17 protein-coding genes are annotated in these 22,876 nt (G+C 65.6%); 5 read left to right on the top strand and 12 right to left on the bottom strand.

What is annotated here, in order from left to right:
• Positions 1 to 31 precede the first annotated feature (31 nt).
• The 4 genes from K410_RS0104880 to pcaF all read right to left on the bottom strand — a co-directional run bounded on the left by K410_RS0104880 (position 32) and on the right by pcaF (position 4,656).
• Positions 32 to 1,720: a methyl-accepting chemotaxis protein gene (locus tag K410_RS0104880; protein WP_028133793.1), complete on the bottom strand. Its 1,689-nt coding sequence runs from the start codon at positions 1,718 to 1,720 to the stop codon at positions 32 to 34.
• Positions 1,721 to 1,972: 252 nt separating this feature from the next.
• Entirely contained in the window at positions 1,973 to 2,575 is a 603-nt protein-coding gene (gene pcaG, locus K410_RS0104875; protein WP_028133792.1) for a protocatechuate 3,4-dioxygenase subunit alpha, read from the bottom strand.
• A complete protein-coding gene (pcaH, locus tag K410_RS0104870) occupies positions 2,576 to 3,277 on the bottom strand; it encodes a protocatechuate 3,4-dioxygenase subunit beta (RefSeq protein WP_028133791.1) in 702 nt (233 codons plus the stop codon). It lies immediately after the preceding gene.
• Between the two features lie 170 nt (positions 3,278 to 3,447).
• The gene (pcaF, locus tag K410_RS0104865) at positions 3,448 to 4,656 is read right to left on the bottom strand and encodes a 3-oxoadipyl-CoA thiolase (RefSeq protein ID WP_028133790.1); all 1,209 of its coding nucleotides are present in this window, start codon (positions 4,654 to 4,656) and stop codon (positions 3,448 to 3,450) included.
• Between the two features lie 356 nt (positions 4,657 to 5,012).
• Between pcaF and mutS the strand changes: the two genes are divergently transcribed.
• Positions 5,013 to 7,751, top strand: coding sequence for a DNA mismatch repair protein MutS (gene mutS / locus K410_RS36530; RefSeq protein ID WP_049819938.1), 2,739 nt, complete (start codon positions 5,013 to 5,015; stop codon positions 7,749 to 7,751).
• Between the two features lie 109 nt (positions 7,752 to 7,860).
• Here the strand turns inward: mutS and K410_RS0104850 are convergent, their stop codons facing one another.
• From K410_RS0104850 to K410_RS0104825, 6 genes are all read right to left on the bottom strand, one after another.
• Positions 7,861 to 9,537, bottom strand: coding sequence for a methyl-accepting chemotaxis protein (locus tag K410_RS0104850; protein WP_028133789.1), 1,677 nt, complete (start codon positions 9,535 to 9,537; stop codon positions 7,861 to 7,863).
• Positions 9,538 to 9,909: 372 nt separating this feature from the next.
• The gene (locus K410_RS0104845) at positions 9,910 to 10,716 is read right to left on the bottom strand and encodes a hypothetical protein (protein WP_028133788.1); all 807 of its coding nucleotides are present in this window, start codon (positions 10,714 to 10,716) and stop codon (positions 9,910 to 9,912) included.
• A gap of 176 nt (positions 10,717 to 10,892) precedes the next feature.
• Positions 10,893 to 11,402: an OsmC family protein gene (locus K410_RS0104840; protein ID WP_028133787.1), complete on the bottom strand. Its 510-nt coding sequence runs from the start codon at positions 11,400 to 11,402 to the stop codon at positions 10,893 to 10,895.
• A 53-nt stretch (positions 11,403 to 11,455) separates the two neighbouring features.
• Entirely contained in the window at positions 11,456 to 12,241 is a 786-nt protein-coding gene (locus K410_RS0104835) for an ABC transporter ATP-binding protein (RefSeq protein WP_028133786.1), read from the bottom strand.
• 4 nt (positions 12,242 to 12,245) lie between these two features.
• Positions 12,246 to 13,088: an ABC transporter permease gene (locus tag K410_RS0104830; RefSeq protein WP_028133785.1), complete on the bottom strand. Its 843-nt coding sequence runs from the start codon at positions 13,086 to 13,088 to the stop codon at positions 12,246 to 12,248.
• Between the two features lie 236 nt (positions 13,089 to 13,324).
• A complete protein-coding gene (locus tag K410_RS0104825; RefSeq protein WP_028133784.1) occupies positions 13,325 to 14,296 on the bottom strand; it encodes an aliphatic sulfonate ABC transporter substrate-binding protein in 972 nt (323 codons plus the stop codon).
• A gap of 188 nt (positions 14,297 to 14,484) precedes the next feature.
• On the opposite strand from K410_RS0104825, the gene K410_RS0104820 reads away from it, so the two are divergent.
• Positions 14,485 to 17,274, top strand: a complete 2,790-nt coding sequence (locus K410_RS0104820) for a [protein-PII] uridylyltransferase (RefSeq protein ID WP_028133783.1) — start codon at positions 14,485 to 14,487, stop codon at positions 17,272 to 17,274.
• 74 nt (positions 17,275 to 17,348) lie between these two features.
• On the opposite strand, the gene K410_RS0104815 is transcribed toward K410_RS0104820, so the two are convergent.
• On the bottom strand, positions 17,349 to 17,879 hold the full coding sequence (locus K410_RS0104815; protein ID WP_028133782.1) for a methylated-DNA--[protein]-cysteine S-methyltransferase: 531 nt from the start codon (positions 17,877 to 17,879) through the stop codon (positions 17,349 to 17,351).
• A 40-nt stretch (positions 17,880 to 17,919) separates the two neighbouring features.
• Here K410_RS0104815 and K410_RS0104810 point away from each other — a divergent pair, with 40 nt between their 5' ends.
• Positions 17,920 to 18,336 (top strand): DUF1304 domain-containing protein, encoded by a 417-nt coding sequence (locus K410_RS0104810; protein WP_049819936.1) that lies wholly within the window; start codon positions 17,920 to 17,922, stop codon positions 18,334 to 18,336.
• Positions 18,337 to 18,482: 146 nt separating this feature from the next.
• Positions 18,483 to 19,709 carry an ABC transporter substrate-binding protein gene (locus tag K410_RS0104805; protein ID WP_028133780.1) on the top strand — a complete coding sequence of 409 codons (1,227 nt, stop codon included), beginning with the start codon at positions 18,483 to 18,485 and terminating at the stop codon, positions 19,707 to 19,709.
• Positions 19,710 to 19,841: 132 nt separating this feature from the next.
• On the opposite strand, the gene K410_RS0104800 is transcribed toward K410_RS0104805, so the two are convergent.
• Positions 19,842 to 20,267 carry a DUF1330 domain-containing protein gene (locus K410_RS0104800; RefSeq protein WP_028133779.1) on the bottom strand — a complete coding sequence of 142 codons (426 nt, stop codon included), beginning with the start codon at positions 20,265 to 20,267 and terminating at the stop codon, positions 19,842 to 19,844.
• Between the two features lie 168 nt (positions 20,268 to 20,435).
• Between K410_RS0104800 and K410_RS0104795 the strand changes: the two genes are divergently transcribed.
• Complete coding sequence (locus tag K410_RS0104795; protein ID WP_028133778.1) at positions 20,436 to 22,643, top strand: transglycosylase domain-containing protein; 2,208 nt, start codon at positions 20,436 to 20,438, stop codon at positions 22,641 to 22,643.
• Positions 22,644 to 22,876: the final 233 nt, after the last annotated feature.

The following is a 22,876-nucleotide window of genomic DNA, read 5'->3' as shown; positions in this document are numbered from 1 at the left end:
CCGGGCACCAGCAGCCGAAATGCCGCCGGGCTCAAGCTGCCGCGGTCGAGTCGCGCACGGTCCGTACCACGACCGAGCGCAGCTGTTCGAGATTGGCCGCCATGCCGGTGATCGCCTGCCTGACCTCGGCTGCGCGCTCGTTCACGGAGGCGGCGTCGCGGCTGACATTGCCGATCTTGGCCGAGACCTCCTTCGCCGCAGACGCCGATTCGGAAATCGACCGCGTGATCTCCCGCGTCGCGGCGTCCTGCTCTTCCATCGCAGCGGCAACAGAGGTCGCCACGCCGTCGATCTCGACGATGTGGCCTCCCATCGTCTCGACGGCATCGACCGCGGCCTGCGTCGAAGCCTGGATCTCGGCAATCAGCCGCGCGATCTCCTCGGTGGATTTGGCGGTCTGGTCCGACAGGGATTTCACCTCGGCGGCGACCACGGCGAAGCCGCGGCCGGCCTCGCCGGCACGCGCCGCCTCGATCGTGGCGTTCAGCGCCAGCAGGTTGGTCTGGCCGGCGATGCCGCCGATGAGGTCGGAGACCTCGGCGATCTTCTTCACCGATCCGGCCAGCGCCTGGATGGTCGAACGCGCCTGCTCGCGGCCGGCGACCGCCGATTTCGTGACCGTGCTGGTCCGCGCGACCTGGCTCGCGATCTCGCGGATCGAGGCGCTCAGTTCCTCGGCCGCGGCCGAGACGGTCTGCGAACTTCCGAGGGCCTGGGTGGAGGCTGCGGCGACGGCCTGCGACTGCGCCGAGAGCGAATTTGCAATCTCGGACAGGCTGGTGGCAGCCCGCTCCACGCCTTGGCTCGCCGCGCTGGCGGTGTCGACCGAGCGGCCGGTCTCACGCTCGACGGTCTCCGCCATCTGTTGCAGCGCACCACGCTTGGCCAGCGCCGCCTCCTGCTCCTGCCGCAACTGTTCCTCGCGCAGGCGGGAATTCTCGACCGCCGCCTGCTTGAACACCACGAGCGCACCCGCCATCGAGCCGACCTCGTCCTGGCGGTGGGCGAACGGAATGTCGGCGGCGAGATCGCCGGTCGAAAGCTTCTGCATCGTGTCCGTCATGCGCACGATCGGGCGCACCACGCCGACGGCAACGCCGAGCAGGCCGGCGGCAACAAAGGCCAGGACGGCGGCTGCGACGCCGAGGAGGATCCAAAGCATCGAGCTGTCGCGGTCCGCGGCCAGCTTCTCCATGGCGGCATTCTGCTTGTTGGCGCTCTCGACGATGCTGTCGATCACGGCGCGATGCGCGGTATAGGCCTCCTTGACCTGGGCATAGGCGCGCTCGGATGCAGCCGTGTCCCTGGCCTTGAGGGCCGGCAGGAGCTGGTCGGACGCCTTCCAGAATTTCTGCACTTCGGCATCGGATTTCGACACCAGCGCCGTCTTCAGGTCGGCCGCGAGGCTGGAGGAGACCCAGAAGGCCTTGCGCTCGTCGTAGTCCTTGCGGAGCTGAACCAGGCGCTCGCCGTGGGCCGCGAGCTGATCCGGCTCGCGCATGGCCAGGGTCGCCTCGAGATAGGCCTCGATGATATATTCGGGCGGCGGCAGGATGTCCGCGATGAGGTCGTTGCCCAGCTTGATGTCGGAATAGAGCGGACCCCCGACCTTGAGCTCACGGAGCGCATAGAGGCTGGTGGAGACCACCGCCGCAAAGCCAATCGCGAGAACGATTCCGAATGCGATGATCGCGGAGGACAGCGACAAACGAATTTTCATGAAATAATCCAGGGCGCGCGCCGAAACCGCGTGCAGCCTAGATCAATGTGGTAAATACGGGCTTGCACCCCGGGGCGGTGCTGAAAGAAAGGCTCCGCAAGACTACGGCAATTGGTCGCCGGTCAGTCGGTTTTAGGTCAACGGGACTGACGCACCGGCAATCAGAGAGACGCATGCGGCCGGAGACCAAGGCCGCTTGCGCTGGATGAGAAATGCGGTGCCGGCGATCTGGCGTCAGCGGCACCGTTTCCCTCACACATCGAAGAACACCGTCTCGTTGTCGCCCTGAAGCCGGAGGTCGAGCCGGTAGACCGGCTTGCCAACCTCCCGCACGGCAATCAGCGTGGCGCGGCGGTCAGCGGGCACCAGTGCCAGCACGGGATCGGCGGCGTTGCCGGACTCGTCGCTGAAATAGATGCGGGTGTAGAGATGCCGCAGCATGCCGCGGCCGAACACCGCGAGCAGGATGTGCGGCGCCTGCGGCTTGCCGTCGGGATCCGGCACCGCGCCCGGCTTGATGGTCTCGAAAGCGTAATTGCCGTCCTTGTCGGTGCCGCAACGGGCGAAGCCGCGGAAACTCGCATTCGGCAGCGCACGCTTGTCCTGCGGGTCGGCGAAGCGGCCTTGCGCGTCCGCCTGCCAGATCTCCAGCATGCAATCCGGCACGGCGACGCCGTCGCCGTCGAACACGCGGCCTTCGATCCGGACGCGATCGCCCGTGACGTCGGGGGTCAGCGTCGAGTTGGTGAACGCATCGTTCCAGGCGTACTCGCCGGCCGGCGTCAGGCCGTATTTGAAGAACGGACCGACCGTTTGCGACGGCGTGATCCCATTGGGTTTCACAGAGTCCTGCACTTAATGATTCTCCATGGGGGTGGCGTTCTTGCCGCGCAGCACGATGTCGAAGCGGTAGCAAAGCGCCCATTCGGGCTGGGTGTTCTCGAGATCGAACGAGGAGACCATGCGCGTCCGCGCCTTCTCGTCCGGCACCGAGTTGAAGATCGGGTCGAACGGAAACAGCGGATCGTTCGGGAAGTACATCTGCGTCACGAGGCGCGTGACGAAGGAATAGCCGAACACCGACAGATGGATATGCGCCGGTCGCCATGCATTGTGGTGATTGCCCCAGGGATAGGCGCCGGGCTTGATCGTGACAAAACGATAATAGCCGGAGGCATCGCTCACGGTGCGGCCTGCGCCGGTGAAGTTCGGATCGAGCGGCGCCGGATGCTGGTCGCGGACATGGACGTAACGCCCGCAGGAATTGGCTTGCCAGATCTCGACCAGCGAGTTCGGCACGCCGCGGCCGTCCTCGTCGCGCACGTGGCCGTGAACGATGATGCGCTCACCGATCGGCTCGCCGCTGTGCTGGCGGGTGAGATCGTTGTCGCCCTCGCGCACGGTCTCATGGCCGTAGACCGGACCGGTGAGCTCCGACAAGGTATGGCGCATCGGAATCAAGGGCCTGTTCGGCGCACGCTTGATCGAGCTCTTGTAGTCGGGCGACAGCGGCAGCGGATGCGCCTTGTTGCTGTCGGTGGGATAGATGAACGTCATCGGCGAACTCCTCCCCGGCCATGTTGCTCCGGCCGGTCGGTCAATGAATACCGCCGATCATTATAGGATATAACTAATTTGGGGAAGCCGGTTTCGCGGGCTTTCCGAAGCTGTCATTCCGGGCCAGCCCGCAGGGCTGAACCCGGAATGACGGAACGCTACGCGTCCGGTCAGTCCAGCTTCTCGATCGCGACCGCGACGCCCTGGCCGACGCCGACGCACATGGTGGCGAGTGCGAGCTTGCCGCCACGCTTTTCCATGCCGTGGACCGCGGTGAGCGCGAGGCGCGCGCCGCTCATGCCGAGGGGATGACCGAGCGCGATGGCACCGCCATGCGGATTGACGAAATCGGCATCATCGGCGACGCCGAGCTGGCGCATGCAGGCGATGCCCTGGGAGGCGAAGGCCTCGTTGAGCTCGATCAGGTCGAAATCGCTGATCTTCTTGCCGAGGCGTTCCATCAGCTTGCGGGTCGCGGGCACCGGGCCAATGCCCATGATGCGCGGCGGCACGCCGGCCGAGGCGAGGCCCAGGATGCGGGCGCGGGGCGTCAGGCCATGCTTCTTCACAGCGGCCTCCGAGGCCAGGATCATCGCGGCAGCGCCGTCATTGACGCCGGAGGCGTTGCCGGCGGTGACGGTGCCCGGATTGCGCACGATCGGCTTCAGCTTGGCGAGGCCTTCCAGCGTGGTCTCGGGACGCGGATGCTCGTCCTTGTCGACAGTGATGGGGCCGGCCTTGCCGCCGGGAATGGTGATCGGGGTGATCTCTTCCGCAAAATAGCCGGAGGCGATCGCCTTGCCGGCGCGCTGCTGCGAGCGGATCGCGAAGGCGTCCTGGTCGGCGCGCGAGACCTGGAATTCCTCGGCGACGTTCTCGCCGGTCTCGGGCATGGCGTCGACGCCGTACTGCGCCTTCAGCAGCGGATTGATGAAGCGCCAGCCGATCGTGGTGTCGAAGATCTCGGCCGAGCGCGAGAAGGCCTCCTGCGCCTTGCCCATCACGAACGGCGCGCGGGTCATCGACTCGACGCCGCCCGCAATGGCGAGCTCGATCTCGCCGGAGCGGATGGCGCGGCCCGCGGCGCCGACCGCATCGAGGCCGGAGGCGCAGAGCCGGTTCAGGGTCTGACCGGGAACCGAATCCGGCAGACCTGCGAGCAGGAGCGCCATGCGCGCGACGTTGCGGTTGTCCTCGCCGGCCTGATTGGCGCAGCCGAAGAAGACTTCGTCCACCTGCGCCCAGTCGAGATTGGGGTGCTTGGCCATCAGCGCCTTGATCGGGGCGGCGGCGAGATCGTCGGCGCGCACCTTGGCGAGCGAGCCGCCGAAGCGGCCGATCGGGGTCCGCACGGCATCGCAGATAAAGACGTCACGCATCGTTGTTCTCCCTGAATGCCGCGGTTCGGCCCAAATTCTTCAATGACGGCGGAGTTTTAGGAGGGCGCCCGCGGCAGGTCAATTGACGGATTCGCAGGTGGCGTATTCGGAGCAGTGCCTGAATTCCGTCGTCATTCCGGGGCGCCCGAAGGGCGAGCTACGGTGCGCGATCGCGCGCCTGAGAATCCATAACCACGAGCCGGGGTTATGGATTCCGGGCCTGCGCCTGACGGCGCATCCCGGAATGACAGCCAGAATGTGGCAGCCGCTGCCGCGATGCGGACAACGTGGAAAACCTTCTCTCTCCGGCCAAAGCGATAGGAGCTGGTGCCGAAATTTTGTAGGTTGCGCCGCCCATGACGATGCAGCAGCCGATCCAAGCACCGCCCCCCGACGAAACGCCCGCACTGCCGGCGGAAGCCGCCGCGCGCGTCACGCCGATGATGGAACAATATCTGGAGATCAAGGCGGCGCATCAGGGCCTGCTGCTGTTCTACCGGATGGGCGATTTCTACGAATTGTTCTTCGAGGACGCCGAGATCGCCTCCAAGACGCTCGGCATCGTCTTGACCAAGCGCGGCAAGCATCAGGGCGCCGACATCCCGATGTGCGGCGTACCGGTCGAGCGCTCCGAGGATTATCTGCACCGCCTGATCTCGGCCGGTCACCGCGTCGCGGTCTGCGAGCAGACCGAGGATCCTGCCGCCGCGAAAGCGCGCGGCAACAAGAGCGTGGTCCGCCGCGGCGTGGTGCGGCTGGTCACGCCGGGCACGCTGACCGAGGACACGCTGCTCGACGCCCGCGCCAACAATTACCTGCTGGCGATCGCGCGCGCCCGCGCCTCCGGCGGCGGCGATCGCTTCGGCCTTGCCTGGATCGACATCTCGACCGCCGAGTTCATGGTCACCGAATGCTCGAGCGGCGAGCTCGCCGCGACGCTGGCGCGCATCAACCCGAACGAGGCGATCGTCACCGACGCGCTCTATAATGACAGCGAGCTCGGACAGACCCTGCGCGAGCTGCCGGCGGTGACGCCCCTGACCCGCGACGTCTTCGACGGCGCCACCGCCGAGAAGCGGCTGTGCGACTATTTCGCGGTCGCAACCATGGACGGGCTGGCGCAGCTCACGCGGCTCGAGGCGACCGCCGCGGCCGCCGCGATCACCTATGTCGACCGCACCCAGGTCGGCAAGCATCCGCCGCTGTCGCCGCCCGCGCGCGAGGCCTCCGGCGCGACCATGGCGATCGATCCGGCCACACGCGCCAATCTCGAGCTGACGCGGACGCTCGCCGGCGAGCGCCGCGGCTCCCTGCTCGACGCCATCGACTGCACCGTGACCTCGGCGGGCTCGCGCCTGCTGGCGCAGCGGCTGGCGGCGCCGCTGACGGATGCACCCGCCATCGCGCGCCGGCTCGACGCGGTCGGCACCTTCGTCACCGATTCGGCCGCGCGCGAGGACATCCGCAGCATCCTGCGCGGAGCGCCCGACATGTCGCGGGCGCTGGCCCGGCTCTCGGTCGGTCGCGGCGGGCCGCGCGATCTCGCCGGCATCCGCGACGGCATCATCGCCGCGGACCAGGTGCTGACGCGGCTCTCCGAACTGGATGCGCCGCCGCAGGAGATCGCGGCGGTGATGACAGCGCTGCAAAGGCCGTCACGCGAGCTCGCGACGGAATTCACCAGCGCGCTCGACGAGCAGCTGCCGCTGATCAAGCGTGACGGCGGCTTCGTCCGACAGGGCTATGAGCCCGCCCTCGACGAAGCGCGAAACCTGCGCGACGCCTCGCGCCTGGTGGTGGCCTCGATGCAGGCCCGCTACGCCGACGCGACCGCCGTCAAAGGCCTCAAGATTCGCCACAACAACGTGCTCGGCTATTTCGTCGAGGTCACGGCGCAGCACGGCGACAAGCTGATGTCGGCGCCGCTGAACGCGACCTTCATCCATCGCCAGACGCTGGCGGGCCAGGTGCGCTTCACGACCTCCGAGCTCGGCGAGATCGAGGCCAAGATCGCCAATGCCGGCGACCGTGCGCTCGGACTGGAGCTCGAGATCTTCGAGCGGCTGTCAGCGAAGGCGATGGCGATCAGCGACGATCTGCGCGCCGCGGCGCACGCCTTTGCCCTGCTCGACGTCGCGACATCGCTGGCAAAGCTCGCGGTCGACGATCATTACGTGCGGCCGGACGTGGACGATTCCCTCAGCTTTGCGATCGAGGCCGGCCGCCATCCCGTGGTCGAACAGGCCCTGAAGCGCAATGGCGAGCCGTTCATCGCCAATGCCTGCGATCTTTCGCCCGCGCCCGGCCAGAAATCCGGCCAGCTCTGGCTGCTGACCGGTCCCAACATGGCCGGCAAGTCGACTTTCCTGCGCCAGAACGCGCTGATCGCGCTGCTCGCCCAGATCGGCAGCTTCGTGCCGGCCACGCGTGCGCGGATCGGCATCGTCGACCGCCTGTTCTCGCGCGTTGGCGCCGCCGACGATCTCGCCCGCGGCCGTTCAACCTTCATGGTGGAGATGGTCGAGACTGCGGCGATCCTCAATCAAGCCGGGGAGCGCTCGCTGGTCATCCTCGACGAGATCGGCCGCGGCACCGCGACGTTCGACGGCCTCTCGATCGCCTGGGCCGCGATCGAGCATCTGCATGAGAGCAACCGTTGCCGCACCCTGTTCGCCACGCATTATCACGAGCTGACCGCGCTCTCGGCCAAGCTGCCGCGGATGTTCAATGCCACCGTGCGGGTGAAGGAATGGCAGGGCAATGTCGTGTTCCTGCACGAGGTGCTGCCGGGCTCGGCCGACCGCTCCTACGGCATCCAGGTGGCGAAACTCGCCGGCCTGCCGCCGGCGGTGATCACGCGCGCGAAGTCAGTTCTCTCCAAGCTGGAGGCACAGGACCGCGGCCAGACCGCACGCGCGCTGGTGGACGACCTGCCGCTGTTCGCCGTGCCCTCGCGCGCCGCAGCGGAAGCCGCCCCGCCGAGCGAGGCCGAGCTGCTGATGGACGCGGTGAAGGCCCTACACCCCGACGAGATGTCGCCACGCGAGGCGCTCGAAGCGCTCTATGCATTGAAGGCCAAGCTGCCGAAGCAGTAAAGGGGCCGTGGGGCGGGCAAAGCCAAGCGTGCCCACGCGCATCTGCTGGATCGCGAAGAGATGGTGGGCACGGCGCGCGAGAGCGCGCCTTTGCCCCCTACTGTCTATCCTATGCCCGGTTGGCCATCGCCGCGGCTTCCGCCGCAGCGCGCTGCATGCTGGTCGACATCTCGTTCGTCACGGTGCTCTGCTCCTCGATCGCCGCGGCCGTCGACGTCACGTATTCGCTGACATTGTTGATGGCCTGCTTGATCGCGCCGAGCGCGCTGACGACGTCGCCGGAGATGCCGTTGAGGCTGCCGATCTCCGCGCCGATCTTGTCGGTGGCCTGCTTGGCCTGGTTGGCAAGGCTCTTGACCTCCGAGGCGACCACCGCGAAGCCGCGGCCGGCTTCGCCCGCGCGGGCCGATTCGATCGTGGCGTTGAGCGCGAGCAGGTTGATCTGTCCGGTGATGTTGTTGATCAGCTCGACGATGCCGCTCATCGCCTGTGCGGCTTCCGTGAGGCGCTGCGCCTGCGCGTCCGCGGTGGCGACCTGGTCCACCGCGCTCATCGCGGTCTCGCGCGATTTGGTCATCGCCTCGGAGATCTCCCGCACCGAGGCGTTGAGCTCCTCCGAACCCGCGGCGACCGATTCCATCATGCCGCGCACCCGCTCGTTGCCCATGCGGACCAGCACCTGCCTGGTGACGTCGGTGGCGTATTTGACGACCTTGAACGGCTTGCCGTTGAGATCCATGATCGGATTGTAGGAGGCCTGGATGTAGACCTCCTTGCCGCCCTTGCCGATCCGCTTGTATTCGGCCGCCTGGTATTCGCCGCGGTTGAGCGCCGCCCAGAACTCGCGATAGGCGCTGCTGTCGCGCTCGCTGGGCTCGACGAACATGCTGTGATGATGGCCCTTGATCTCGGCCAGCGAATAGCCGAGCGCGCCGAGGAAGTTGGCGTTCGCGGTGATGATCGTGCCGTCCATGTTGAACTCGATCACGGCCTGGGCCTTGTCGATCGCCGCGAGCTGGCCGGCGAGATCGGCGTTCTTCAGCTTCTCCGCGGTCACGTCTGTCGCGAACTTGACGACGCCGTAGGGCTTGCCGTTCTCGTCGAGCAGCGGATTGTAGGAGGCGAGGATCCAGATCTCGCGGCCGCCCTTGCCGATGCGCTTGAACTCCCCAGCCTGGTAGTCGCCGCGGTTGAGCTTGGCCCAGAACTCGCGATAGGCGGCGCCGTTGCGCTCGGCCTCGGCGACGAACATGCCGTGGTGCTTGCCCTCGATCTCGGACAACGAATAGCCGAGCGCCTTGCAGAAATTCTCGTTGGCACTGACGATGGTACCGTCGAGCCTGAACTCGATCACGGCCTGGGCGCGGCTGATGGCGGCGATCTTCGAAGCATCCGTCATGCTGCGGATCTTCTTCGCGGTGATGTCGGTCGCAATCTTGGCGACCATCACCGTCTTGCCGTTGCCGTCGAGCACCGGATTGTAGGAAGCCTCGATCCAGACCTCGTGGCCATCCTTCGCGATCCGCTTGAACTCGCGCGCCTGATACTCGCCACGGTTCAATGCAGCCCAGAACGCCTTGTACTCGGCGCTGTCGCGCTGGTCGGCCGGCACGAACATGGAATGATGCTTGCCCTGGATCTCGTCGAGCCGATAGCCGAGGGCGTCGAGGAAGTTCTTGTTGGCCGTGACGATCGTGCCATCAAGATTGAATTCGATCATGGCCTGCGAGCGGCCGATCGCATCGAGCCGTGCTTGGGCATCAACCTGGGACTTGCGACCGAACATCAGGGAATCTCCATCTCGAAATTAGGTGGGCAGCTCGTAGAGGAAGCGACCGCGGCGGCGAAACAGCCGTACTCAAATCTACAATTCCCGCGAGTCCCCTGCACTCGGATGCAGCTCGGACGAGTTCACGCCGATGACGGCGGAAGCGGGGTACGCAGGATATTCGTAAGGCAAAAGCTCGAACAAAGTTCTAATAGACGTATCGGAATTCGGCGGGTGCCGGAACAACCTGCCCACGTCGCGATCAGCGCGACCGACAGCACAGTTTGAAATGACGCATCTCATTCAACGGCTTACGAAGATGCCGCGTGAGCATGAGGTCGACATGCCCGACACGACTTTTCGCCACCGGCGTCGCGCTGATCCGTAGTCTTACGGCTGCGACGTCTTGCGCATCGCTCGTCGACCGATGCCCCACAGCGTCAGATTCCAAACAACGCAGGTGCCGAGCGCGAGGCACAGACCGACGCTTGATCCGAACGACACCACTGCCACGTGCAGGACGGCGATCGCCGTGCCGAATCCGAGCAGACCCCACGCGGAGTTGGCGAGCACGGCGGCCGTCGGCGGGCCGCCGATGCGCGGATGCAGGATCACCATGATGCTGGAGAACACGACGGGATAAAGCGCGATGATACCGCTGATGCGAGGCCCGACCCAACCCGAGGTCGAGACCACGATGGCGACGAGCGTCGCCACCAGCGCAGCCCGCATCGGAACGTCATACCAGCGGCGCGTCACCAGCGGCATCTTCACGTGGCGGTAGCCGGCCAGCAGCGGAATGCAGATGCCGAAGGCGATCAGGTTCGCGGCCAGCCCGGCGGTGAGCGACCATTCGAACTGACGGACGATCGACGCAAGCACGATCCAGACCGCGACCGCGCTGCCACAACTCACCACGAGATCGTACCGCTGCGCCAGCACGACATAGGTGAGGCACATGAAGATGGTCGCCGCATTGATCGGAAGACTCGCCAGCGCGCCCTGCGCGATGAAGGCGGCGTCGTGGTCGAGCGCGAGGAAGACGTAGGACGGACCGGCTGAGATCGGCAGGGTTGCGACCAGCGCGCCGATCACCGGCCCCGCGCGTTCGGTGATGATCGACGCCGTCACGACGAACGTCGCCGCGATCGCCATGCGCAGGAGCAGGAGGAGGATGAAATGGAGGTCGGGGGACATTTTGGCTTCTTACCCTCCCCTGGAGGGGGAGGGTCGGCTCATATGGAGCGCAGCGGAATATGAGACGGGGTGGGGTGACAGTCTCTCGACGGATTCGGTGCCCGAGTGGAGAGATCACCCCACCCCGCTCGCGCTGCGCGCGATCGACCCTCCCCCTCCAGGAGAGGGTAAGAGAGTCACATCCGCTGCATCGACACCGAGACCTTCGGGCCGTTCTTGATGGTCTGGTAGACCACGCAATAGCGCTCGGTGAGCTTGAGCAGGAGATCGAGCTTGTCCTGCGGCGCGTCGGTATCGACCTCGAAGCGCAGACGGATCTCGGCGAAGCCGACCGGGGTCTCCTTGTCGATGCCGAGCGTGCCGCGGAAATCGAGATCGCCTTCGGCATAGACGTTGCCGGTCTTCATGGGCACCTCGATCGCGGTCGCAACCGATTTCAGCGTGACGCCGGCACAGGCGACCAGGGCTTCGAGCAGCATGTCGCCGGAGCAGAGTTCGAGACCGGAGCCGCCGGTGGCCGGATGCAGGCCTGCCATCGCGATGGCGCGGCCGGTCTCGACCTTGCACGCGATGCCTTCGCTGTCGGTGGAGCCCTTGGCTTTCAGTGTGATCAGCGCGGTCTTGGGATCGGTCTTGTAGCGCTCCTTGATCGGAGCCTGCATCTGGCGCAGCTGGACGGCGTCCATCTTGTTCTCTCCCGGAAAAATTACCTTCGATGTACCGGCTCGAAGCGGAATTGTCACCACCACATGGCCTGACCGGGACCCTGGGTTGCGTCACGGTCGGGCACGCTGCGGTCGAGCGAGCGGTCGAGTGACGTCAGCACGCTCCGCTTGAAATTCTCGAACAGCGGCGAATTGCGGTCGCGCGGCCGGCCCAGATTGACCTCGATCCGGTCGAACAGCCGCCCGGGACGTGGCCGCATCACCAGGACGCGGTCGGCCAGCACCACGGCTTCGTCGACGTCATGTGTGACGAAAACGAGCGTCGGCCGCGTATCGGCCCAGAGATCGAGCAGATGATCCTGGAGATCCCTGCGGGTAAAGGCATCGAGCGCGGAGAACGGCTCGTCGAGCAGAAGCACCTCGGGCTGCGGAACCAGCGCGCGTGCGATCGCGACGCGCTGCGCCTGGCCGCCCGAGAGCTCGCGCGGCCAGGCCTGGGCCTTGTCGGCGAGTCCCACGCGTTCGAGCGCGCGCATCACCTTCTCGCGCCGCTGCGCCGCCGGCAGATCGGCAAGTCCAAAGCCGATATTGTCGGCGACGCTGAGCCAGGGCAAAAGCCGCGGCTCCTGGAAGATGATGCCGATCTTGGCATGGGGCGAGGCGATCGCCTCATTGTCGAGCGCCACCGTGCCCGAGGAGGCGCAATCAAGGCCGGCGATGGCGCGCAGCAATGTCGACTTGCCGCAGCCGGAGCCGCCGATGACGGCGATGATCTCGCCTTGCCTGATCTCCGCGGAGAAGCGCGCCAGCGCCTCGACGCCGTTGGGATAGGTCTTGCTGACCCGATCGAGCGTCAGCATCGCGTCACGCTCCCTTGGTGCGGCCGAACGCGTCCTGCCAGCGCAGGAAGGGCGCGGCCGCGACCTCGATCAGCCAGTCGGTGAGCTTGCCGAGGATGGCGAAGATCACGATGGCGGCGAGGATCTGCGCGGGCTTGCCGAGCTGCTGGCCGTCGAGCAGGAGATAGCCGAGGCCCTCGGAGGCGCCGATCAGCTCGGCCGCAACCACAAACATCCAGCCGAGCCCAAGCCCGACGCGCAAGGACACGACATAGGCCGGCAGCACGGCGGGCAACAGGATGCGGCGGATCATCGCGAAGCCGGAAAGGCGGAAGGTGCGTCCGACCTCGACGATCTTGCGATCGACCGAGAGGATCGCTCCCATCACGCCGAGATAGACCGGGAAGAATACGCCGACCGCAATCAGCGCGACCTTCGAGGTCTCGAAGATGCCGAGCCAGAGGATGAACAGCGGCACCCAGGCCAGCGACGGGATGGCGCGCAGCGCCTGCACGGTCGGATCGAGCAGCCGCCGCGCCAGCGACCAATAGCCGGAGATGGCGCCGAGCAACGTGCCTGCGACCACGCCGAATGCGAAGCCGAGCGAGACCCGCCACAGCGTCGCTGCGATGTGGCGGACCAGCTCGCCGGAGCGGGCAAGCTCAGCGATGGTGGCAAAGACGCGCGAGGGCGGCGGCACCAGCCGCCCGTTGGACCAGCCGAGCCGGACCACGAGCTCCCAGCCGAGCGCGAGCGTCAGCGGCAGCAATATCCCAAGCAGCGGCCGCGCATAGCGCGACAGCCGTGAGGGCGCAGCGCTTTCGGCCGGTTCCGAGGTTTGCTGCAAAGCTGGCGCGTCGGAGATCATGGTCATTAGCAAGCGCGTCTGGTCTGGGAATGCAAGGGCGTGCGGCAATCTCGGTTGTCGCCCCGGACAAGCGAAGCGAACCCGGGGCCCATAACCACAAGGAGATGTGGTTACGGGGACTCGGAGTGACCATCTTCGCGCAACAACCACGCCCTGTGGTTATGGGTCCCGGGTTCGCTTCGCGTCCCGGGACGACAGCGGAGTTTGTTGCGCGCGGCTTGCCCTTTGCCTGGGAACTAATTCGTCGGCAGCGGGACTTGGTCGTCGATGAGGGCATCCAGCGTCGCCTTCACGTCGACCTTGGCGTCGACGACGCCGGCCTGCTGCAGCGCGAGGCCGGCGGCAAGGATCGACTCGCGCTGCGGCGCGCCGATGCGGCTGTGGGTGAGCTCGGTGCGTTCCTTCAGCTGCTTGTCGACGACGGCCTCGGGCAGCTTGGTCACGGCGATGAAGGTCTTCTTCAGCTCGTCGTAGTTCGCCAGCGAATACTTTCGCGCTTCCTCGTACACGGCGAGCACGCGGCGGACGGCATCAGGATGGTCCTTCAAGAACTGCTCACGCACATTGAGGATGCCCCAGGTGTTGGCGTCGGCCTTGCGGTAGAACAGCTTTGCGCCTTCCCCGACCTCGGCCTGCGCCATCATCGGATCGAGGCCGGCCCAGGCGTCAACGTCACCGCGGATCAGCGCGGTCTTGCCATCGGCGTGCTGCAGCAGCACCGGCGTGATGTCCTTCTCGGTGAGACCGGCACCAAGCAGCGCACGCACCAGGAAGATGTGCGGATCGGTGCCGCGCGTCACCGCGACGCGCTTGCCCTTGAGGTCGGCGACGCCGGCGATCTTGGAATCCTTCGACGTCACCAGCGCCGTCCATTCGGGGCGCGAATAGACATAGATCGACTTGATCGGGTTGCCGTTGATCTTGGCCACCAGCGCCGCCGAGCCCGCGGTCGAGCCGAAATCGATCGAGCCGGCATTGAGGAATTCGAGCGCCTTGTTGGAGCCGGCCGACTGCACCCAGGTGACGGTGATCCCGTCCTTGGCGAACTCCTTCTCGAGCAGTCCCTTCTGCTTCAAGACCATCGACACCGGATTGTAGGTCGCCCAGTCGATGCGGATTTCCTTGAGCGGATCCGCCGCCTTGGCCGCAGGTGTCACGGCGAGCGCAAAAGCTCCCGCCAGCAGAATGCGTCGTGTCATCCAGGTCATGCCCAGCCTCCTCAAAAACTTCATTGTTTTTCAAGGAGTTATATCTGGGAATCAACGAGAAAATCCGTCCCCTGAAAGCCCGCCGGCCGAGAACAGACTTGCCCGAAGCCGCGGCTTTCCAGCATGGAACGACTATTGCCAGAGAATGGCGGGTGACAGCGCCCGTCACCTCTTATATCCGGTGAGATATGGACAGCATCGCGACTGAGCAGAAGGCCGGGGTGGACGATCGATTCGACACCGCGCGGATCACCGCCGCGGTCGATGCGCTTGCCGAAAAGCATCAGGGGCGCGAAGACGCGTTCCGCACCGCCATGGCGCAATTGCTCAAGGCCGAGCTGATCGCGGCGCGCGCCGCGGCACAGGAAATCCTCTTGAAGGACCGCCACGGCCGCCGCTGCGCCGAGCGGCTGTGTCACGTCCAGGACGAGATCATCCGCATCCTGTATTCGGCGGCGACCCGTCATCTCTACCGCTCGCCGATCCCGAGCGGCGCCGAGCGCATGGCGGTGGTCGCGACCGGCGGCTACGGCCGCGGCCTGATGGCACCCGAATCCGACATCGATCTGCTGTTCATCCTGCCCTACAAGCAGACCGCCTGGGGCGAGCAGGTGGCAGAGGCCATCCTCTATTGTCTCTGGGACATGGGGCTGAAGGTCGGCCACGCCACGCGCTCGGTCGACGAATCGATCCGGCAGGCGCGCGGCGACATGACCATCCGCACTGCGATCCTGGAGACGCGCTTCCTCACCGGCGACAGGCCGCTCTATGACGAACTGGTCGCGCGCTTCGACAAGGAGGTGGTGCAGGGCACCGCCTCGGAATTCGTCACCGCAAAGCTCGCCGAGCGCGAGGAGCGGCATCGCCGCGGCGGCCAGTCGCGCTACCTGGTCGAGCCCAACGTCAAGGATGGCAAGGGCGCCCTGCGCGACCTGCACACGCTGTTCTGGATCGCCAAATACGTTTACCGCGTGCGCGACACCAGCGAGCTGGTCGAGCGCGGCGTGTTCGACGCGCAGGAATATCGCAGCTTCCGCCGCTGCGCCGATTTCCTCTGGTCGGTGCGCTGCAATCTGCATTTCTACTGCAATCGCGCCGAAGAGCGCCTCTCCTTCGACCTCCAGCGCGAGATCGCGGTGCGGCTCGGCTACACCTCGCATCCCGGTATGCAGGACGTCGAGCGCTTCATGAAGCACTACTTCCTGGTCGCCAAGGAAGTCGGCAACCTCACCGCCATCCTCTGCGCCAAGCTCGAGGATCAGCAGGCCAAGCCTGCGCCGGTGCTGAGCCGGATGATGGCGCGGCTGCGGCCAAGCACGGTGAAACGGCGCGTCCCCGATAGCGACGATTTCATCGTCGACAACAACCGCATCAACGTCGCCGCGCCCGACGTCTTCAAGCACGATCCGGTCAATCTGATCCGCATCTTCCGCCTCGCGCAGAAGAACAATCTCGCCTTTCATCCGGATGCGATGCGCGGCGTGACGCGTTCGCTGGGCCTGATCAACGCAGGCTTGCGCGAAAATCCCGAGGCCAACCGGCTGTTCATGGAGATCCTGACCTCCGACAACGCCGAGATCGTGCTGCGGCGGATGAACGAGACCGGCGTGCTCGGCCATTTCATCCGCGCCTTCGGCAAGATCGTCTCGATGATGCAGTTCAACATGTATCATCACTACACCGTCGACGAACACCTGATCCGCTGCATCGGCTTCCTTCAGGACATCGAGCGCGGCGGCGTCGAGGAGTTCGCGCTCGCCAGCGATCTCATGCGCAAGACGAGGCCCGAGCACCGCGCGGTGATCTATATCGCCACGCTGCTGCACGACGTCGCCAAGGGCCGTCCGGAGGATCACTCGATCGCCGGCGCCAAGGTGGCGCGCCGGCTCTGCCCGCGGCTCGGCTTCAGTCCGGCCGACACCGAGCTGATCGCCTGGCTGATCGAGGAACATCTGACCATGTCCACGGTCGCGCAGTCGCGCGACCTGTCGGATCGCAAGACCATCGAGAATTTCGCCGCGGTGGTGCAGTCGGTCGAGCAGATGAAGCTCCTGACCATCCTGACCACGGCCGACATCCGCGGCGTCGGTCCCGGCGTCTGGAACGGCTGGAAGGCGCAGCTCTTGCGCTCGCTGTATTACGAGACCGAGCCGGTGCTCACCGGCGGCTTCTCGGAGGTCGATCGCGGCAAGCGCCTCGCAGCCGCCTATGCCGAATTCCGCATGGCCTTTGCCGAATGGCCGGCGGACGAGCTCGATGCCTATATCGGCCGCCACTATCCGGCCTATTGGCTCAAGGTCGAGCTGCCGCGCAAGATCCGCCACGCCCGCTTCGTCCGCTCCAGCGAGCAGGCCGGGCACAAGCTCGCGATCAATGTCGGCTTCGACGAGGTGCGCGGCGTCACCGAGCTGACGATCTTCGCAGCCGACCATCCCTGGCTGCTCTCGATCATCGCCGGCGCCTGCGCCTCGGCCGGCGCCAACATCGTCGACGCCCAGATCTACACCACGACCGACGGCCGCGCGCTCGACACCATCTCGATCTCGCGGGAATACGACCGCGACGAGGACGAGGGACGGCGCGCCACCCGCATCGGCGAGATGATCGAGGACGTGCTGGAAGGCAAGCTGCGCCTGCCGGAGGTGGTGGCGCGGCGCACCGTCCGCAGCAAGGCGCGGCCCTTCGTGATCGAGCCGGAAGTGACCATCAACAACCAATGGTCCGACCGCTACACGGTGATCGAGGTCTCCGGCCTCGATCGGCCCGGCCTGCTCTACGAGCTGACCACGGCAATCTCGAAACTGAACCTCAACATCGCGTCAGCCCACGTCGCGACCTTCGGCGAGCGCGCGCGCGACGTGTTCTATGTCACCGACCTCCTGGGCGCTCAGATCAACGCGCCGACCCGCCAGGCCGCGATCAAGAGCGCGCTGACCCACGTGATGGCCGGCGACAAGGCGGTTCAGCCGGCAGCGTGAGGCCTACCGTTCGAGCGCGTCTCTCTCCACTCGTTATTCCGGGGCGCGCGCCCCGGAATGACTTGGCGAGAGGCCTAAATCTCCACCCCCTCGTGCCTTAGCAACCACCTCTTCCGCTCCAGCCCGCCGCCATACTTGACCAGCGAGCCATCCGCGCCGATCAGCCGGTGGCACGGCAGCACCACGCTGATGGGATTGGAGCCATTGGCATGGCCGACGGCGCGAATGGCTTTTGGCGTGTCGATCCTTGCGGCGAGCGCACCGTAGCTCATCGTGGTGCCGGCAGGGATTTGCGCGAGCGCGGTCCAGACCTTCTGCTGGAACGCGGTGCCGGCAATGCGCCATGCGATGCCCGAGAGCTGGCCGAAATCGCCGTCGAAATAGCCCGACAGCGCGGTCCGCATGGCCGCGGGCGCGGGCTGGTCGCTCAGATCCACCACACCGTAATGCAGGCGCAAAAGCTCGCGCATGCGGTGCTCGTAGTCCTCCCAGTCGAGGGCGCGCAGGGCGCCTTCGGCATCCGTGACCAGCAGGGCGATCCCGATCGGCGTCGTCAGGCGATCGAGGCCGAAGCTAACGGAAGGTTTGGTTGATCGACTGGCCATTGCGTCACCATTGCATCGAAACGCGCCCGTCGCACTTGCCATGCCGGCCGTGCTAACGTCCACCCGAAAGCTGACGCTTTTGGGGGAGCTCACCTTGGTCCTGATCGCCAATATCCTGGTGGCGCTGGTCGCCGCGTTGCACGTCTTTTTCCTGATCCTGGAGATGTTTCTCTGGGACAAGCCGCAGGGCCTGAAGGTATTTCGCAACACGCCGGAGAAGGCCGAGATCACGAAGGTGCTGGCCGCCAATCAGGGCCTCTATAACGGCTTCCTCGCCGCCGGCCTGATCTGGGGCCTCGTCCACGGCAATCCGGCCTTCGCATTCCAGATCAAGGCGTTCTTCCTGCTTTGCGTGATCGTGGCCGGCGCCTACGGAGCCGCGACCGTCAGTTCACGCATCCTGATGGTGCAGGCGCTGCCGGCGGTGATCGCGCTGGCTGCGTTGTTCCTGGCTTAGTCTGTCGCCTGAGACGCGACGGCGCGGCGTCGCGATCCTTGCGCGGCGCTGCGCCTTCCTCCACAATCTTCGGCAGCGATGGCGACCGTTGCAATCAACGGATAAAGACCATCGGCCGAAAATTCCGTCAGGAGGAACAAACAAATATGAACAATCGCAGGGCCTTCCTAGCTGCCACGGCAGCGCTCGCGTTCGCGTTCTCCGCAAGCCAAGCTCTCGCCCAGAAGAAATACGACATCGGGGCGAGCGACACCGAGATCAAGATCGGCCAGACCGTGCCGTTCTCCGGCCCATATTCCGTCTATGCCAATATCGGCAAGACCCAGGCCGCCTATTTCAAGATGATCAACGATCAGGGCGGCATCAACGGCCGCAAGATCAATCTGATCCAGTATGACGACGCCTACTCGCCGCCGAAGACGGTGGAGCAGGTGCGCAAGCTCGTCGAGGGCGACGAGGTGCTGTTCACCTTCCAGTTGATCGGCACCGCCGCCAATGCCGCCGTGCAAAAATACCTCAACGGCAAGAAGGTGCCGCAGCTGCTCGCCTCGACCGGCGCCGCGCGCTTCAACGATCCCAAGAACTATCCCTGGACCATCGCCTACAATCCCAACTATGTGTCCGAGGGACGGATCTACGCCAAGTACATTCTCAAGGAGCATCCGAACGCCAAGATCGGCGTGCTCTACCAGAACGACGACATGGGCCGCGACTATCTCGCGGGCCTCAAGAGCGGCCTCGGCGACAAGGCCGCCAGCATGGTCGTCGGCGAGGTCTCCTACGAGGTCACCGACCCGACCGTCGACTCCCAGGTGGTCAAGCTGAAGTCGATGGGGATTGATCTGTTGTTCGACGCCTCGACGCCGAAATTCGCGGCGCAGGCGATCAAGAAGCTTGCCGATCTCGGCTGGACCCCCGTGCACATCCTCGACATCAATGCGAGCCCCGTGTCGGCGACGCTGAAGCCCGCCGGCCTCGACATCTCCAAGGGCATCATCTCGACCAATTACGGCAAGGATCCCGGCGATCCCCAGTGGAAGGACGATCCGGGCGTGAAGGCCTTCTTCGCCTTCATGGAGAAGTATTTCCCGGAAGGAGACAAGCTCAACACTATCAACACTTACGCCTATTCGGTGGCGGAGTTGCTGGTGCAGGTCCTGAAGCAATGCGGCGACGACCTCACGCGCGAGAACGTCATGAAGCAGGTCGCAAACATCAAGGGCTACACGCCGAGCCTGGCGCTGCCCGGAATCAAGATCAACACCGGGCCGAACGACTTCCGCGTCAACAAGCAGATGCAGATGATGAAGTTCAACGGCGAACGCTGGGAGCTGTTCGGACCGGTCATCGAGGACACGGGGCCGTCGGGCTAGGCGCTGGTCTCGTAGGGTGGGTTAGCCGAAGGCGTAACCCACCCCTTCTGCCGATACACGGGAACGAGATGAGGTGGGTTACGCCCAGCGGACTGCGCTTCGCGCCGCCGCTGCGCTAACCCACCTTACAATCTAGGTCGGTATCTCCCCGAAATTCTTTCCGACCGGCAGCACGGCGTGCCGGATCAGTCGCGAATCCTCCACGGCTGCCTGCCGATGCTTCACCGCCTCGCGATAGACGGGGTCGCGGATCATCTCGACGAAGGCGGCAACGCTTGGATATTCGGCGATGAAGCAATGGTCCCAGCGTTCCTCCGCCGGGCCGATCAGCATCAGCTCGAACTTGCCCTGCCAGACGATGCGGCCGCCGAGGCGTTCGAACACCGGGCCGCTCTCGCGGCCATAGGCCGCGTAGGCTTCCGCGCCGCTCGCCTTGCGGCCGTCCGGATAGGCCGCCTCCTTGCGCAGCCGCACCAGGTTCAGCATGTGGATCGGGCCGGGACGGTCGTTGTCCCGGAACTGCGCGAAGATCTCCTTGGTCGGATCGATATGGCCCATGCGTGCTCCCTCTTCTTGATCGCAACGATCCTAGCTCCGGCGCCAAATGAGCGGAACTGCGGGGTGCGAATGCCCCACCTCCTAATCGCGCGTTAACGCCGGGGTAACCGGGCCTTAAACAGCGACCGCTAGCGTCTCGGCGGGGCAGGCTGACCGGGCGTTTTGCGTATGGCGTGGGGAAAGAAAAAGGGTGGGCGGAAGGAGCCGCTGTTCGGCTTGCCCGCGGCGCTCGCCGATCTGCGCCTGACCCCGGCGGACCGCGTCCCCGGCGGCGATGATAAGCCGAAGAAATCAGCGAAATCATCGACCAAGCGCAAGAGCGAGGATTCCGGCAACGAGCCGCCGCGCGAGCGCAAGGCAGCTGGCAGCCGCAGCGGTGCCAAGCGTCGCGCAAAGTCACGCGGCGGGTTCGGCCTCGGCCGCCTCGTCTATTGGAGCGCGGTGCTGAGCCTGTGGGGCGCCATCGCGGTGGTCGGCGTCGTGATCTATGTCGGCGCCCATCTGCCGCCGATCCAATCACTGGAGATTCCAAAGCGCCCGCCGACGATCCAGATCGTCGGCATCGACGGCAGCATGCTGGCGCAGCGCGGCGAGATGGCCGGCGCCAATGTCGCGCTGAAGGACCTGCCGCCTTATCTGCCGAAGGCGTTCATCGCCATCGAGGACCGCCGTTTCTATTCGCATTTCGGCATCGATCCCGTCGGCATCGCGCGCGCCCTCGTCACCAATTTGCTCCATCGCGGCGTCTCGCAGGGCGGCTCGACGCTGACCCAGCAGCTCGCGAAAAACCTGTTCCTGACCCAGGAGCGCACCATGCAGCGCAAGCTGCAGGAGGCGGAGCTCGCGATCTGGCTGGAGCGCAAGCATTCCAAGGACGAGATCCTGGAGCTGTACCTCAACCGCGTCTATTTCGGCTCGGGCGCCTACGGCGTCGAAGCCGCGGCGCAGAAATATTTCGGCAAGTCGGCCAAGAACGTCACGGTCGCCGAAGCGGCAATGCTCGCCGGCCTCGTCAAATCGCCCTCGCGCCTCGCACCGAACCGCAATCCCGAAGGCGCGGAAGCGCGCGCGCAGATCGTGCTCGCGGCGATGGCCGATGCAAAGTTCATCACCGACGCGCAGGCCAAGGCCTCGATCGGCCATCCCTCCTACAACGTGAAACCGGCCGGCGCCGGCACCATCAACTACGTCGCCGACTGGATCGGCGAAGTGCTGGACGACCTGGTCGGCCAGATCGACGAGAGCATCAAGGTCGAGACCACGATCGATCCGAAGCTGCAAAGCGTGGCGGAAGCCGCCATCATCGACGAGCTCGCGGCCAAGAGCGTGAAGTTCAACGTCAGCCAGGGCGCGCTGGTGGCGATGACGCCCGATGGCGCCGTCCGCGCCATGGTCGGTGGGCGGAACTATTCCGACAGCCAATACAATCGCGCGGTCACGGCAAAACGCCAGCCGGGCTCCGCGTTCAAGCCATTCGTGTATCTCACCGCGCTGGAACAGGGCCTGACGCCCGACACGATGCGCCAGGACGCGCCGATCGAGGTCAAAGGCTGGAAGCCCGAGAACTACACCCATGAATATTTCGGCGCGGTGACGCTGACGCAGGCGCTGGCGATGTCGCTCAACACCGTCGCGATCCGCCTCGGCCTCGAGGTCGGGCCGAAGAATGTGGTGCGCACCGCGCACCGGCTCGGCATCTCCTCCAAGCTCGAGCCAAACGCCTCGATCGCGCTCGGCACGTCGGAAGTCTCGATGGTCGAGCTGGTCGGCGCCTACGCGCCGTTCGCCAATGGCGGCTTCGCGGTGGCGCCGCATGTCGTGACGCGGATCAGGACGCAGAGCGGCAAGCTGCTCTACATGCGCCAGCCCGAAGAGCGCAATCAGGTCGTCGATCCCCGCCATGTCGGCATGATGAACGCGATGATGCGGGAAACGCTGGTTTCCGGCACCGCCAAGAAGGCCGAGATCCCGGGCTGGCCCGCGGCCGGCAAGACCGGCACCAGCCAGGATTATCGCGACGCCTGGTTCATCGGCTACACCGCCAATCTCGTCACCGGCGTCTGGCTCGGCAACGACGACAACTCGCCGACCAAGAAGGCCACCGGCGGCGGCCTGCCGGTGGAAGTCTGGTCGCGCTTCATGAAGACCGCGCACGAAGGTGTGCCGGTTGCCAACTTGCCAATCGCACCGGGCGGCTGGGGCCTGTCGAACCTCGCGCAGGCGGCATCGCAGGTGTCGCCACCGACAGCGCCCGCACCGGCAGCGGCCAACAATGGCGGCTATCGCCCGCCGCCGACGCGCGCCAATGCGCGGCCGGAGGCTGCGGCCGGGCTCGATGGCTGGCTGATGGACCGGCTGTTCGGCGGAAACCGATAGTCGCAGGCCGAGGGCATTCGGGCCTCGGACACAAAAACTGCGAAAACAACCCCATGCACAGTAGCCGGGGCTAACGATATCAACGGCTTGCGCGGGCAGCAAAAACACCGAAGGGGCCCTACGCTGTCATTCCCCGCGAAGGCGGGGAATCCAGTACGCCGCAGCCTCTCGGCTCAACAACGGCTGTCTCTGGAATACTGGATCGCCCGCTTTCGCGGGCGATGACAGTGTTT

The sequence above is a fragment of the Bradyrhizobium sp. 22 genome, assembly GCF_000482425.1.
GTDB classification, from domain to species: domain Bacteria; phylum Pseudomonadota; class Alphaproteobacteria; order Rhizobiales; family Xanthobacteraceae; genus Bradyrhizobium; species Bradyrhizobium japonicum_B.
Note: the sequence above shows the minus strand (reverse complement) of the source record. Positions and strands in the feature narration are given on the sequence as shown.

Excerpts from the sequence above, each read along its gene's own strand:
- K410_RS0104880 (WP_028133793.1), bottom strand. The coding sequence starts at position 1,720 with ATGAAAATTCGTTTGTCGCTGTCCTCCGCGATCATCGCATTCGGAATC.
- pcaH (WP_028133791.1), bottom strand. The coding sequence starts at position 3,277 with ATGACGTTCATCTATCCCACCGACAGCAACAAGGCGCATCCGCTGCCG.
- pcaF (WP_028133790.1), bottom strand. The coding sequence starts at position 4,656 with ATGCGTGACGTCTTTATCTGCGATGCCGTGCGGACCCCGATCGGCCGC.
- mutS (WP_049819938.1), top strand. The coding sequence starts at position 5,013 with ATGACGATGCAGCAGCCGATCCAAGCACCGCCCCCCGACGAAACGCCC.
- K410_RS0104850 (WP_028133789.1), bottom strand. The coding sequence starts at position 9,537 with ATGTTCGGTCGCAAGTCCCAGGTTGATGCCCAAGCACGGCTCGATGCG.
- K410_RS0104845 (WP_028133788.1), bottom strand. The coding sequence starts at position 10,716 with ATGTCCCCCGACCTCCATTTCATCCTCCTCCTGCTCCTGCGCATGGCG.
- K410_RS0104840 (WP_028133787.1), bottom strand. The coding sequence starts at position 11,402 with ATGGACGCCGTCCAGCTGCGCCAGATGCAGGCTCCGATCAAGGAGCGC.
- K410_RS0104835 (WP_028133786.1), bottom strand. The coding sequence starts at position 12,241 with ATGCTGACGCTCGATCGGGTCAGCAAGACCTATCCCAACGGCGTCGAG.
- K410_RS0104830 (WP_028133785.1), bottom strand. The coding sequence starts at position 13,088 with ATGATCTCCGACGCGCCAGCTTTGCAGCAAACCTCGGAACCGGCCGAA.
- K410_RS0104825 (WP_028133784.1), bottom strand. The coding sequence starts at position 14,296 with ATGACCTGGATGACACGACGCATTCTGCTGGCGGGAGCTTTTGCGCTC.
- K410_RS0104820 (WP_028133783.1), top strand. The coding sequence starts at position 14,485 with ATGGACAGCATCGCGACTGAGCAGAAGGCCGGGGTGGACGATCGATTC.
- K410_RS0104815 (WP_028133782.1), bottom strand. The coding sequence starts at position 17,879 with ATGGCCAGTCGATCAACCAAACCTTCCGTTAGCTTCGGCCTCGATCGC.
- K410_RS0104810 (WP_049819936.1), top strand. The coding sequence starts at position 17,920 with ATGCCGGCCGTGCTAACGTCCACCCGAAAGCTGACGCTTTTGGGGGAG.
- K410_RS0104805 (WP_028133780.1), top strand. The coding sequence starts at position 18,483 with ATGAACAATCGCAGGGCCTTCCTAGCTGCCACGGCAGCGCTCGCGTTC.
- K410_RS0104800 (WP_028133779.1), bottom strand. The coding sequence starts at position 20,267 with ATGGGCCATATCGATCCGACCAAGGAGATCTTCGCGCAGTTCCGGGAC.
- K410_RS0104795 (WP_028133778.1), top strand. The coding sequence starts at position 20,436 with ATGGCGTGGGGAAAGAAAAAGGGTGGGCGGAAGGAGCCGCTGTTCGGC.